The organism is Thioclava sp. (assembly GCF_048263065.1).
Lineage (GTDB): Bacteria > Pseudomonadota > Alphaproteobacteria > Rhodobacterales > Rhodobacteraceae > Thioclava.
In genome coordinates, this window is record NZ_JBLXEM010000006.1 from 239,644 (window position 1) to 252,869 (window position 13,226).

Here is a 13,226-nt window from a genome sequence, read left to right on the forward strand (position 1 = left end):
GTTTGAGATTACGATCTGTTCGAAACGCAGGCCCTTAGGATACTAAGATAGGGAAAGTTTCTTCCGCTAGTGATCACGACAAACGGGGTGAAATTTGCCTCGGCTCCACGCGAGCGCAGAACGAGGTCACCATCCTTGGCCATTCGCCACTATGTCGCTAGGTTCTTCGGTCGCAGGTCACATTTATGCGCCACGTCATTCACCATCACGCCTGGCGCCAGCGTTTCCACCACGATCTGTGCTTTCACGCGATCGGGCCATCGCCAATGAGACGCCTGGAGACCTCGACGCCCAAGCGCGTAAGAAGCTCTCTCGTACCCTCCGTGAAGAAACTCACCTCCTGCAATCCAACAGAGGGCGCGGCTCACATCAGACCGATTACGCGAAGGTTGGCCCCAAACACCGCATACCCTCAAACCGGAAAGGGTTAAAACTGGCCCGCTTGTACAGCACCCACGGCAGAATCATCCCGTCGCAACCGTAGCAGGCTTTCGCGCCGCAGTTTTGAGGTTGGGCGCCGCTTGGAAGCCACGAGCTGCCGCCCAACTCAATTTCAACGCTGATTTTGCGCAAAAATTCATCATAGTTTGATATATTTCATTTTATACATGAAAATCATGATGATCGAGTGATTCATTATTGCATCAAGTGATGTTATTTTGCAGCCTCACCTCATGAACAAAAAACCACACCCTTCACCCAAGCGTCACGCGCCCCAGCGCGCGACTGATAAATTTTCCGATGTTGATGTGCTGCGCGGAATGTTGGGTGCGTCTAACGATGCGTGCTGGTGCATGGAGTTCGGGACGCCGGTTGATCTCACGCTTTCGGATGATGACGTGGCGCGTCAGATCTTTGGGAACGATCCGTATTGGCGGCTTTGCAATGCGGCGATGGAACGGCTGTATCAGGTGCCCGCCGGGCAGAAACTGAGCGAACGTCCTGTGCGCGAGGTCTTTCCCGAAAATAGCAGCAACCTTGAATTCGTACGCAATCTTATCGCCAACGGTTTTGAGGTGGATGCCGCCCCCGCGCTGGACCGGGGCTATGACGGCGTCGAGATTTACGTAGAAAACGATGTGCGCGCCCACATCGCGGAAGGCAAACTGTACAGAATGTTCGGCGTCGTTCGCAATGTCGGCAAGCACCGGCGGCGCGAGCGAGAGTTGGAGAGCCGACTGGATGCGCTGCAAAGCATGATCTGGGCCATCCCTGCCCCGTTTTTGGCCGTGGATGCCGCCGGGATGATCGAGGTGGTGAACGCGGCAGGTGCCCTCTGTCTCGGGGCGCTTCCCGAGGCACTGCTCGGGCAGTCACTCGATTCGGTGCTGCCTACTGACGCGCCGCAGGCAAACGTGCTTCATGCGATGAGTAAGGTCCGGACCTTGGCGATACCGATTGCAGAACGGTTTTCCGGGGCTGTTGCTGGTGGCACGTGGCATTTCACGCCGTATGAAGCGCCCGGCGGCACCGGTTGTCTCGTGATGATCTTGCCGGAGATGGTGACCGAGGTGTGTTCATGAGCGACGGTATCTGGCCTGATCACCCAATTTTTTCGGCTCAAACACAACAGGAGGCCGAGGCGCGGCTTGAGTTGTTCGATGATGGTCTGGTTCTGCTGTCGGGCGATGGGGGTGTGGTTCAGATGACATCCGAGGCGGCACGCCAGCTTGGGCTACGGGCGGAACTGGCTGCGGGTCGGCCACTATCCGACTTTACACCTGCCTTGCGCGGCTGGGATGCGCTGGTGGCGGCGGTGTCGGACATGCAGGGTGCCGACTGCCTGTTGAAGCGTGAAGACGGGCGCGACATCCTTGCCGTGCTGCGCCAAATGCCGGGGCATGTGGAAGGTGCACCGGTGCGGATGATCGTGTTGCGCGATCTCAGTGGTCTGGATTACCGACGCGAGCGGGCGGGCGGGCACGACCCTGCGCGCAGCCATGTGATGGCGGAAAAGCGCACCCGCCCTGATTTCGTCACCCAACGTCGTCTTGCCCCGGACTTGCACAGGGTGCTGTCGCGGGGGGAGCGGGCGATCATGCAGGGCGCGCGCATCCTCATCACCGGCGAATCCGGCGTTGGCAAGACAGAGATCGCTAAGTTCTTGCACGGCACCGTGGCAGATGCCGATGCTCCCTTTGTCGTTGCGAACTGCGCGTCCTCCTCGGATGCGCTGTTCACAAGGGCGCTATTTGGCGGCGATGGAACCGCAGGGCTAATCGGGCAGGCCGAGCGCGGCACATTGTTTCTGGACGAGGTCGCCGAGATTCCGCTCAGCGCGCAGGCGCTGCTGCTGCGGTTTCTTGAAGACGGCCTTGTAACCAGTCCGACGGGCGGGCAGCAACGGGTGACCAATGTGCGGGTCATTGCGGCGACCAATGGCGATTTACGCCAGATGATCCGCGACGGGGCGTTCCGCGCGGATCTGTACTATCGGCTGGCTGTGGTTCCGTTACGGGTGCCGCCGCTGCGCGACATGCCGACCCTGATCGATCATCTGATCAACCGCTTTTTGCAAACAATCAACCAGCGCCGCAAGACACCGGTGGTGGTATCGCGGCGGATGCGTGAGGTGCTGGCAGATTACAGTTATCCGGGGAATATCCGAGAGCTTCTCAACATCGTTCAGAAGCTGGCGATCTTCCTCGAAGAGACCGACGACATGGCCGAACTGATGGAGGATCTGCTGTCGCCGATTGACATTCCGGGCACTGACCGGTCCGGCGCAAGCACCGGACCGGTGTCCACAACCTACGATCTCAGATCAGAAGTGCGCCGCTACGAGCGCACACTGATCGACCGGGCGATCCGGATCCACGGCAGCAAACGCAAAGCTGCGCAGGCGCTTGGCGTGGATATAGGAACGATCGTGCGCAAGACGGCCGATCCTGTGGCCGCAAATACTGACAACCATAAAAAAACAACCAACAGCGGAGAAAACAAACCATGAAGAAACGATTGACCCTGCTAGCGCAAACGAGCCTTTCGGCTCTGTGTGCCGTTTCCATCGCCTCGGGCGCGATGGCCGGAGAGCTGAACATCCTGACTTGGGAAGGCTATGCCGATCCCAGCGTGATCGAACCCTTCACCGCCGCCACGGGCTGCAAAGTGTCCGCGACCTATGTCGGCTCGAACGATGATTTCGCCCCCAAACTGGCGGCAGGTGGCGGCGTCTTTGACATCGTGACCCCCTCCATCGACTCGACCTATGCCTTGATTGAGGCCGGCTTCGTCCAGCCGATCGACGTATCCCGCGTGCCCGCCTTCAAGGACATATACGAACAGTTCCGCACCGCTGACGGCATCCAGAAAGACGGGAAAGTTTACGGCGTGCCTTATGCTTGGGGTGCAATTCCGTTCATGTATCGCAAGGACAAGTTCGACACGCCGCCGACTTCAATTAAGGCGCTTTGGGATCCGGCGCTTAAGGGTCGCATCGCACTTTGGGACGACAAGAGCGCACTCTATGTGGCAGCGCGTCTGAACGGGAACATGAACATTTATCACCTGTCGGACGATGAACTTGCGGCCGCTGTTGAAAAGCTGGTCGAGCAACGTCCGCTAGTGCGCAAATACTGGGCCACGGCCGGCGAGTTGGTGGATCTTTACAAGTCCGACGAAGTCTGGATCTCCAACACTTGGGGCGGCTACCAGTCCGGTCTGCTGGCGGCTGAGAACATTGAGGTGGTCGAGTTCATCCCTGAAGAAGGGGCCGAGGGCTGGATGGACAGCAACATGATCGTCGCTGACACGCCGAACGAGGACTGCGCCTATCAATTCCTCAACATGGCGATCAGCGCCCAGGGGCAGGAAGGTGTGTTCAAGGTGAACGGCTACTCCTCGACCAACCCGGTCGCAGCCAAGGAATTCATGAGCGACGCCGAGTTTTCGGCTCTGCATCAAGACGATCCTGAGTATCTCGACAGCCTGTTGCTGTGGGAAAACCTTGGCGATCGTCTTCCAGTGTATACCAACGCCTGGAACTCCGTGAAATCGCAGTAACCGCTGAGGTTGAGTGCGAAACGGGTCCGCAGTTTACGCTGCGGCCCCCCCCTTTTTCTGATGACGGAGCACACCCCCGTGAGCAAGATTATCGAGATTGAGAACCTAACGAAGACCTTCAGCAAGGTGGTTGGAGTGGACGATATATCGCTAAGCGTTGAGCAGGGCGAATTCGTTACGCTGCTGGGTCCCTCAGGCTGCGGCAAATCCACGTTGCTGAGGATGATTGGCGGCTTTGAAGAGCCGACACGGGGGCGCATCCTTCTTGATGGGCAGGACGTGACCTATGTGCCGCCCAGCAAGCGGGCGGTGAATATGGTGTTTCAGGATTACGCGCTGTTCCCGCATCTGTCGGTGGGCAAGAACGTTGGGTACGGCTTGCGAGTGGCCGGGATGGCGCGACGCGAGGTGCGGGAAAAAGCGCTGGAAGCATTGGCGCTGGTCGGGCTCGAAGATCGGTTCGATGCTGCGCCGCATATGTTGTCCGGTGGGCAGCGGCAAAGGGTTGCTTTGGCCCGTGCCATTGTCCGGCGTCCCAAGGTGCTGCTGCTGGACGAGCCGCTGTCGGCGCTGGACGCCAATTTGCGTGAACAAATGCAGGTGGAGCTGAAGGCGTTGCACACCAAGATGGGGTTGACGTTTATTCTTGTGACGCACGACCAGACCGAGGCGCTGACTATGTCTGATCGTATAGTTGTGATGCGTGGCGGAAAGATCGTGCAGATGGGCAGCCCCGTGGATTTGTATGAACGGCCCGCCACCGGCTATGTCGCCGGTTTCATCGGCTCCACCAACCAGTTTCGCTCCGTCGTCGCTACCGGGCCCACCGGGCCGCAGGTGCAGTGTTTCGGTCAGTCGCTCAGCGCACCAGCGGGGGTCGCGCCAGGGCAAGAGGCGCTGTTCGGCTTTCGCCCGGAAAAGGCGCTGGTACATTTCGGTGAGGAGGGTGGAGGGCCAGATACGCTGCGCGGATCGATCGCCGACATTCTGTATCACGGCCAAAGCGTGCGGCTGATGATCAACCTTGGCGCAGGGGAGGTCTTGGTGGATCTGCCGATGTCGGGCTCTGCCGGTATGCCGCAGCTCGGCGATGCGGTCAGCCTTCGGGTTGGCGCGGACAAGATCATGGTGCTTGCCGACGAGGTGGCGGCATGAGCGGCGCGCTACGCCTGAAACGCGCGCTGGTGCTGTCGCCGCCGCTGCTATGGACGTTTATGTTCATGTTCGTGCCCTACGCTATCTTGCTGGTTTATAGCTTCTGGCAGCAGAAATACCCAACCTTCGTGCCTGCGTTTCAGTTTGGCAACTACGTGCAGATCTTTACCGATCCCCAATACTTCCGGGTCATTCTGCGCACACTTAAGATCGCGTTTTTCGTCTCGCTTGGTGCGGCGCTGGTCGCCTATCCCTATGCCTATTTCCTAGTGTTCCGAGTGCGCAAACCGGGTCTGCGGTTGATGCTTTACATGGCGGTGGTCGCGCCGCTCTGGGTGTCCTATCTGTTGCGGGCATATACGTGGAAAACCATCCTTGGCACCACCGGCATCCTGAATTCGTTCCTGATGTCGACTGGGATTCTGTCCGAGCCGTCATCGGTGTTCCTGTACAATCAGACAGCGATGATCGTGACGCTGATTTATGTCTTCATCCCGTTCATGGTGATGCCGATCTATGCTGTTCTGGAAAAAATTCCGCACAGCTTGAAAGAGGCCTCTGCCGATCTGGGTGTTGGACGCGTACGGACGTTCTTAAACGTGACCCTGCCGCTGTCGATCCCTGGTATTGTGGCGGGCTTCACCATGACCTTTTGCCTGACTTTCGGCGACTTCATCGCGCCGTTCTTGGTGGGCGGGCCGGACGGGCAAATGATAGCCAACGTGATTGCTTCACAGTTCGGGGCCTCGCTCAACTGGCCTCTGGGGGCTGCGTTGGCGCTGGTGATGCTGATGATCGTGCTGAGCATCATCACCGTCTCGGACAAATTCGAACGCCTTGGACAGGGGAGATTCGCATGAGCCGCACTTTGTCCGAACGGGTCGCTTGGGTGGCCGGGGTCACGCTGATCCTTGCGTTCCTCTACCTGCCCATCGCTGTGCTGGTCGCCTACAGCTTCAACGATTCCCGCTCACTCACTTGGCCGATGACCGGCTTTACTCTGGGATGGTATCAGAAGCTGGCGGCCAATGACGGGCTGATCGACGCATTCTATAATAGCCTCTACGTCGCCATCAGCGCCACGACCTTGACGTTGATCATCGGCGTGCCTGCGGCGCTGGCGCTCGATCGGATCGACTTCCCCGGCAAGGAACTGTTTCGCAAGCTGATCCTGTTGCCGATTGCGCTGCCGGGAATCATCACGGGTATTTCCATGTTGATCCTGTTTCGCTCTCTGGACATCCGGCTGAGCCTTGAGGCGGTGATCGTCGGCCATGCCACGGCGTTGTTGGCGGTGGTGGTGACGCAAGTTTACGCGCGGTTGCAACGGCTGCCCAGAAGCCTGCAGGAGGCCTCGGAGGATCTGGGTGCCTCGGGGTTGCAGACTTTTTTTATGATCACTCTGCCGAACATCAAGACAGCTGTCATCGGCTCTGGGATGCTGGCGTTCACCCTGTCGTTTGACGAAATCCCGGTGACGTTTTTCCTAACCGGCCGCGACAACACCCTGCCGATGTTCATCTGGTCCACCATGCGAAGGGGGCTCACCCCTGAGATCAACGCCATCGGTAGTCTGATCGTGTTGATGTCGATCGTGCTGATCTTCGTTTCGGTTCGCCTGCAGCGAAATACAAAAAGCCAACAGAAATAATGCAATATCAAGGGAGACAAACATGAACGCTTATCCGAAGATCAAGGTCGATGTCACAAAAGGCGCATTAATCGGGGGTGAATGGGTGGACGGGTCTGCGGGCCAGTTCGACGTGAAGACGCCGCATGACGGATCGATCCTGCACAGGGTCGGCAAATGCAACGCAAGTGATGCCGAACGCGCCGTGGCCAGTGCCCGCGCGGCCCAGCCGGCCTGGGCGGCGCTATCGGTCATTGAGCGTGCGCAAATAATGCGCCGCATCCACCAACTGTTTCTTGAGCGGGCCGAACCCATCGCCCAGATGCTGAGCGCCGAGATTGGCAAACCGATCACGGATGCCCGAGAAGAGGTGTTCGAATATTCTGTCCCCTCTTGGTCCAAATCCGCTGAAGAGATCCTGCGTCATCGCGGGTTGTCATTTCCGTCAACGCAGGAGCGGACAACCAACAAGCGGCTGGTGATGAACCATCGCCCGTTGGGCGTGGTGGCGGCGATCACGCCGTACAATTTCCCGACCGACATTTCCTCGATCGCCCTCGCGCATATCGTGGCGGCGGGAAACACGGTGATCTGGAAACCCTCCGAGTATGCCGCCGTCTGCTGTGCCATGCTGGCGGATGTGTTCAAGGACGCAGGCGTACCCGACGGGGTGATCAACATCGTTCAGGGACATGGCGACGTGGGCAATGCACTGGTAGAAAGCAAGGGTGTGGACGGCGTATTCTTTACCGGGTCGACTAACACGGGCCGGGGCATCGCCGAGAAATGCGCGCTGCGTCCGCATTTGCTGGAACTGGGGGGCGACGGGCCGTTCATCATTCTTCCGGATGCCAATATCGACGCGGCAGTGGACGGGGCGATGAACGGCTGTTTCTACTATGCCGGGCAGGTCTGCACCTCGGCCGAACGGTTGCTGGTGCATGAAGATGTCCATGACGAATTTGTCGAGAAGCTCCGCGCTAAGGCGGCTTTGATGAAAATCGGCAACCCGGCGGAAGAGGACACCGAGATGGGGCCGCTGTGCAACGCCGCGACTCTAGCGCGGGTCAAAGCGCATGTTGAGGATGCGGTTGCGAAGGGCGCCAAGATCGAGCAGTTCGGCAAGGAAGAGGGGCTGTATTTCCCCGCCACTATCCTTACCGGTGTGACCACGGATATGTTAATCGCGCAGGAGGAAACTTTTGGCCCTGTCGCGCCGGTCATCAAGATTTCCTCGGCGCAGGAGGCGATCAAAATCGCGCATCAGTCCGGTCTTGGCCTGATCGCATCGCTCTGGACCCAGGATCTGGCCACCGCCTGGCGCGTCGGCGAGGCGCTGCCCCACGGCACGGTGAACATCAACGAAACCTCGAACTATTGGGACCAATTGGCGCCCTTTGGCGGCACGGGTCAATCCGGTGTGGGGCGCGAGCTCTCGCAGTGGTTCCTCGAGACCTTTACCGAACGCAAGCTGCTAGTGTTCAACCTCAGCGGCGATAAGTACGACCGGCGCGCCGAGGGCGGCTGGTAAGCTTTTGCTGTGGCAGGGGCTTTGCGGCCCCTGCCAGTCGCCCCATCGACAAAAATGTCAACGATATGAATGTAAGACCGCATGGCTTTTTCAGGCGGCACACGCGCGGCGGATCAGCCCGTAATTTGATCGCGTTGCGGCAGATGGCGGGACCCTGCTCTTCTTGATCGGCACGACCCGACAATTGTTGTCGCTACGTTGACCGAACGCCAGGGTCTGACCGTCATCACCGGCAACCCGACCCTCGTGGCCGAACATCGCTCAGGGTTTCGTTTTGAGACCCCACCCCCGTGGATCTGATAGCCGATCTGACCCTGAAAACTACTTCTTAAAAAAGCATGACCGGGACTGGAGAGTTCGAGGCATGAGATAAAAGAGCACGGCGAAGAGGATCTCCTCTTTTGAAACTGTGCGCCTTTGAAAGAGATCATCGCCCGCCGCCCGATGCCTGTTGCATTAGACAGAGACGGTCGATCCACCGCCCTCCTTCGCCAAGCGCCAAAGTTTGCGACAAAGCTGTTTAGAATTTGCGTATCCTAGTAAGATTCACGCAGACCTTGGCTAAGACAGCAGCGAAGTGCCACTCCCCACCGCTCTTTCAGTTGCGCCCTTCGGCGGCGGCCCCCGTGCAAGGGGTCGTAAATGGCTGACTCAGCCCTCACTGCACGTAGTGCTTGTGGCCAATTAGAGCCACTCGCAACCTCACCCCTCTTAGCAAATTGCCCCGCCGTAACAGCATGATCATTGCCGCGATTAGATCGCGGCAATAAGGATTTCTGCTTTGTCAGACACGGACCCACCTCGTGATCTCCTTCAAATGAGGTCACGAGATGTCAGAACAGTCGAAACGCGATGCCGTCGTCATGCGCATGTAGGGGGATATTGCCTGCGAGGCTTTCCGGATATGAAAGGCATGTCAGCCCACGCAAGTGGCGCGAGGCGCAGGAGACACAGCTTGCCGAGCGCGAGCGGGGCCTGGCTCAGGCTGAAATGGTGATGGCGGCAGGTAGGTCCGATCTTGCGACCAAGGTGGAAGATGCAGAATGTATGCAGCTCAATGCTCAGGCGGGTCTCGCTGGCGCTCAAGATCTGGCTCAAGGGCGTGTCGATGTGCTCTGCGACGACACAGACGACAATCCGGCGCAGACAGGTCCTGCCGCCCCACCAGAGCACCGCGCCAAACGGATCTTCGGGCGCGCGCTGGTGGTCGTTCGCGCGCGCGCCCGGAAGGAAACGCGGACCGAGCTTTCTTCTGAATTCGAAGAGATTAAGGGGGCTGACACGGCGATCTTGGAGATCCCATAGCTGCTCCCTCCGAACGCCCGCGAGAAGCTTGCGAAAACGCGTCTTACTCTCTCGCACCCCATCTCAGCCCTGATCCGGCTGTTCGCCTCCAAAGGGGAGTCACCTATGCGCCGAGATCAGAGCAAAGATTGGGGAGATTGAAAAAATCTCAGAATTGATTTCCGCGAAGCCGCACTTGAACCCACTTTAATATCATGAGCCGAAAAACCTCGCGATTGGCACACTGCAAGCACCGCCCACGTCAGGAAAGGGTATGAATATATGGCTACGAAACGCAGCAGACCTCTGATCGATTATGATCGGACGACCGAACACCAGCGAAAAATGAAGACGCGTGCCGAGGCAATGGCCGCCTCGCTCGCGCTTAGTCAAGACGCCGAATTTCACCGCGCGCAGAAAAATTGCGGCCCATATCGCCAAGAACCGCAAGGAACGCACGAACAGCGAGATCGACCAAGCTGCCAATGCGAAGGGCGACATCGGATCAAAGTGAGGCGGCGCAACGCATCACTAGGACGCTCAAGGGCGCGGATTTACCTCCGCGCCCTTTTTATTGCTCTTGCAAGCTAGCGGGCAAAGATATGACGATTATCGGTCGGGCTAGGCTCCTATCCCTTCAGATCAAATCAGCATAATCCATGGCCGCATCAATCGCCGCCTTCGTTCCGTCCAGCAATTCGGTCAGCGGCAGGCGAACCTCGGGCGAGATCAGCCCCAGTTTCGACATTGCATATTTCGCGCCTGCGACACCGGGTTCCAAGAACAGCGCCATGTGCAGCGGCATCAGCTTGTCCTGATAGCCAAGCGCCTTAGTGTAATCGCCTGCCAGAGTGGCCTCTTGAAACAGCGCGCACAGTTTCGGCGCGACATTCGCCGTGACCGAGATACAACCCACCCCGCCATGCGCGTTGAAGCCCAGCGCGGTCGCATCTTCGCCCGAAAGCTGGATGAAATCTGACCCGCAGGTCAGGCGCTGCATCGACACGCGCTCCAGCTTGCCGGTTGCATCTTTCACGCCGATGATCCGCTCCAGCTTGGCCAGTTCGCCCATCGTCTCGGGGGCCATGTCAATCACCGAACGCCCCGGAATGTTGTAGATGATGATCGGCAAATCGCAGGCGTCGTGCAGCGCAGTGTAATGCGCGATCAGCCCGCGTTGGGTCGGCTTGTTGTAATAGGGGGTGACCACCAATGCCGCATCCGCGCCGGTCTTGGAGGCATGCTGGATCAGCCGCACGCCCTCGGCCGTCGAATTCGACCCGGCACCCGCTATCACGGGAATGCGGCCTTTGGCGGCTTTCACGACCTCGGTGATCACAGTCATGTGTTCGTCATGGCTCAGCGTCGGGCTTTCGCCCGTCGTGCCCACAGGCACCAGCCCGTGGCTGCCCTGATCAATATGCCACTCGACCAGCTTTTTCAGCGCGTCCAGATCCAGTGCGCCGTTCTTAAACGGCGTGACCAGTGCGGGAAGAGACCCTTTGAACATGACACGCTCCTTGGTTTTAGACGTGGGTTTTCTCAAAGCCGGCGCACGCGGCGGCGCGGCGAAATTCGGCGGGGTTATAAGCTTTTGCCGCGCCGTTGCCAACTTGTGAATCGTCCCCATCTATGAGAGTTGACGCCAAAGGGGAAAACCCCATGAAAAATGAGCAGCCATGATGATTCGACGCCAGTTCCTCGCGGCACTTGCCGCATCGACCGCCGTTCTCGCACCCGGTGTCTTGCACGCGGCAACCGGCGCGCTGGCGCAGGCACTGGCCGCCGCAAAAGCTGGCGATTGGGCGCGTGCGGATGCTTTGGCGCGACGTGACGGGTCGCTTGGCGGTGATCTTATCGAGTGGCAACGGCTGCGCGCGGGCAACGCCGATTTCGCGGATTATTTCGCTTTCGCAACGCGGCGCGCGGATTGGCCGGGCATGGCGCTGTTGCGTGAAAAAGGCGAGGCGACGCTGGGCTCGATCCCACCAACGCAAGTCTTGGCCTATTTCGATCTTGGCCCGCCGCAAACCGGCACGGGCGCGATGGCGCTGATCGGCGCGCATCTGGCGCTGGGGCAGAAAGCGGCAGCGGCCAAGCTGGCCGAGTCCGCTTGGCGGCATCTGTCGTTGAGCGCAAGCGAACAAGACGCCTTCCTCGCGCAATACCCCGCCCTGATCGCCCCTCATCACGGTGGGCGGATGCAAAACATGCTTGATACCGGAGAGTTGACGCAGGCGCGCCGGATGCTGGATCTGGTCGGTCCGGGCACGCAGGCTGTTGCACGCGCCCGCATCGCGTTGCAGGCCCGCGAAGACGGTGTCGATGATCTGGTCGCGGCGGTGCCTGATTACATGGTGCAGCGCTCGGCCGGGCTGGCGCGCGATCGCGCGTGGTGGCGCTGGCGCAAGGGGCTTGAAGACGGCGCAGCAGAGCTGATCCTTGAACGATCCGGTTCGGCCAGCACGCTTGAAGACCCCAAACTTTGGGCCGATCTACGCGGCGCGCAAGCGCGTTGGGATCTGCGCAATGGCAATTCCAAGCGTGCCTATCAACTGGCCGCATCCCACCATCTTAAGCCGGGCGGGTCGGATTACGCTGATCTGGAATGGGTGGCGGGATATGCCGCGTTGAAACTGGGCGACACGGCCAGTGCGCTGCGCCATTTTCAAGCGCTAGCGCAGGCAGTGGACGGCCCTATTTCGTCGGCGCGCGCCTATTACTGGCAGGGCCGTGCGCTTGAGGTGATGGGCAAGACCGACGCAGCCAGAGCCGCGTGGCAAAAGGGTGCAACCGAGCAGAGCGCCTATTACGGGCTGCTCTCGGCCGAACGCCTTGGCCTCCCCCTGCCGTCCAGTTTCGCCGCCACCCCAAAACTACCCAATTGGCATGAATACAAGTTTCGCCACAGCGATGTCTTCAAGGCAGCGCAACTGCTTTATCAGGCCAATGAAAGTGAGTTGGCGGCGCGCTTCATCCTGCATCTCGAAGAAAGCCTTGGCCCCGGAAATTTCGGTGCTTTGGCACAATATGCGATTGAGCAGAAGGACGTTTACCTGACGCTGATCATCGGCAAGCGCGCCGCCGCCAAGGGTGAGATCATCCCGCAAGCGCTGTGGCCGATCCCGCCTTTGACGAGCCACGATCTGGGCGTCCCCGAGGCGCTGGTTCTGGCCGTAGCGCGCCGCGAAAGCCAGTTCGCGGTGGGCGTGGCCAGTGGCGTGGGGGCGCAAGGGTTAATGCAGTTGATGCCGGGCACGGCTAAGATGATGGCGGCCAAGACGGGCCTGGACTATTCGCTGTCACGCCTGACCAGCGATGCGACCTATAACTTGCGTCTTGGCGGGGCCTATCTGGCGCAGTTGCGCGAGGAGTTTGGTGCGTCAACGGTCCTTGTGGCGACTGGTTACAATGCCGGGCCGGGGCGTCCGCGCCGCTGGATCGAGGATAAGGGCGATCCCCGCGTGGGCACGGTCGATGTGGTCGATTGGGTTGAGATGATCCCGTTTACCGAAACCCGCAATTATACGATGCGCGTGGCCGAGGCGATCCCGCCTTATCGTGCGCGCCTGCGCGAGCCAGAGCTGGAATTTACCGATATTCTGCGTGGCACAGCCGGGTAGC

General features: G+C 59.4%; 10 protein-coding genes. 9 read left to right on the forward strand and 1 reads right to left on the reverse strand.

Going from position 1 to position 13,226, the window contains the following annotated elements; all coding sequences use genetic code 11:
• Window positions 1-674: 674 nt before the first annotated feature.
• The 8 genes from ACN0SD_RS11165 to ACN0SD_RS11200 all read left to right on the forward strand — a co-directional run bounded on the left by ACN0SD_RS11165 (window position 675) and on the right by ACN0SD_RS11200 (window position 9,623).
• Window positions 675-1,523, forward strand: a complete 849-nt coding sequence (locus ACN0SD_RS11165; RefSeq protein WP_417808319.1) for a PAS domain-containing protein — start codon at window positions 675-677, stop codon at window positions 1,521-1,523.
• A complete protein-coding gene (locus tag ACN0SD_RS11170; RefSeq protein WP_417808320.1) occupies window positions 1,520-2,950 on the forward strand; it encodes a sigma 54-interacting transcriptional regulator in 1,431 nt (476 codons plus the stop codon). Before ACN0SD_RS11165 ends, ACN0SD_RS11170 begins: the two co-directional genes overlap by 4 nt.
• Window positions 2,947-4,002 carry an ABC transporter substrate-binding protein gene (locus ACN0SD_RS11175; protein ID WP_417808321.1) on the forward strand — a complete coding sequence of 352 codons (1,056 nt, stop codon included), beginning with the start codon at window positions 2,947-2,949 and terminating at the stop codon, window positions 4,000-4,002. Before ACN0SD_RS11170 ends, ACN0SD_RS11175 begins: the two co-directional genes overlap by 4 nt.
• 78 nt (window positions 4,003-4,080) lie before the next feature.
• Window positions 4,081-5,157: an ABC transporter ATP-binding protein gene (locus ACN0SD_RS11180; protein WP_417808322.1), complete on the forward strand. Its 1,077-nt coding sequence runs from the start codon at window positions 4,081-4,083 to the stop codon at window positions 5,155-5,157.
• On the forward strand, window positions 5,154-6,017 hold the full coding sequence (locus tag ACN0SD_RS11185; RefSeq protein WP_417808323.1) for an ABC transporter permease: 864 nt from the start codon (window positions 5,154-5,156) through the stop codon (window positions 6,015-6,017). Before ACN0SD_RS11180 ends, ACN0SD_RS11185 begins: the two co-directional genes overlap by 4 nt.
• The gene (locus ACN0SD_RS11190; protein WP_417808324.1) at window positions 6,014-6,808 is read left to right on the forward strand and encodes an ABC transporter permease; all 795 of its coding nucleotides are present in this window, start codon (window positions 6,014-6,016) and stop codon (window positions 6,806-6,808) included. The genes ACN0SD_RS11185 and ACN0SD_RS11190 overlap by 4 nt, the downstream gene beginning before the upstream one ends.
• 22 nt (window positions 6,809-6,830) lie before the next feature.
• Window positions 6,831-8,318, forward strand: coding sequence for an aldehyde dehydrogenase family protein (locus ACN0SD_RS11195; protein WP_417808325.1), 1,488 nt, complete (start codon window positions 6,831-6,833; stop codon window positions 8,316-8,318).
• A gap of 882 nt (window positions 8,319-9,200) precedes the next feature.
• Window positions 9,201-9,623, forward strand: a complete 423-nt coding sequence (locus tag ACN0SD_RS11200; RefSeq protein ID WP_417808326.1) for a hypothetical protein — start codon at window positions 9,201-9,203, stop codon at window positions 9,621-9,623.
• A 616-nt stretch (window positions 9,624-10,239) separates the two neighbouring features.
• Here the strand turns inward: ACN0SD_RS11200 and dapA are convergent.
• Window positions 10,240-11,112, reverse strand: a complete 873-nt coding sequence (gene dapA / locus ACN0SD_RS11205; protein ID WP_417808327.1) for a 4-hydroxy-tetrahydrodipicolinate synthase — start codon at window positions 11,110-11,112, stop codon at window positions 10,240-10,242.
• 169 nt (window positions 11,113-11,281) lie between these two features.
• On the opposite strand from dapA, the gene ACN0SD_RS11210 reads away from it, so the two are divergent.
• Window positions 11,282-13,225, forward strand: a complete 1,944-nt coding sequence (locus ACN0SD_RS11210; protein WP_417808328.1) for a transglycosylase SLT domain-containing protein — start codon at window positions 11,282-11,284, stop codon at window positions 13,223-13,225.
• The last annotated feature ends 1 nt before the right edge of the window (window position 13,226 follow it).

Bases quoted from the DNA above. Each gene is read 5' to 3' on its own strand.
- ACN0SD_RS11165 (WP_417808319.1), top strand. From the start codon at position 675: ATGAACAAAAAACCACACCCTTCACCCAAGCGTCACGCGCCCCAGCGC.
- ACN0SD_RS11170 (WP_417808320.1), top strand. From the start codon at position 1,520: ATGAGCGACGGTATCTGGCCTGATCACCCAATTTTTTCGGCTCAAACA.
- ACN0SD_RS11175 (WP_417808321.1), top strand. From the start codon at position 2,947: ATGAAGAAACGATTGACCCTGCTAGCGCAAACGAGCCTTTCGGCTCTG.
- ACN0SD_RS11185 (WP_417808323.1), top strand. From the start codon at position 5,154: ATGAGCGGCGCGCTACGCCTGAAACGCGCGCTGGTGCTGTCGCCGCCG.
- ACN0SD_RS11190 (WP_417808324.1), top strand. From the start codon at position 6,014: ATGAGCCGCACTTTGTCCGAACGGGTCGCTTGGGTGGCCGGGGTCACG.
- ACN0SD_RS11195 (WP_417808325.1), top strand. From the start codon at position 6,831: ATGAACGCTTATCCGAAGATCAAGGTCGATGTCACAAAAGGCGCATTA.
- dapA (WP_417808327.1), bottom strand. From the start codon at position 11,112: ATGTTCAAAGGGTCTCTTCCCGCACTGGTCACGCCGTTTAAGAACGGC.
- ACN0SD_RS11210 (WP_417808328.1), top strand. From the start codon at position 11,282: ATGATGATTCGACGCCAGTTCCTCGCGGCACTTGCCGCATCGACCGCC.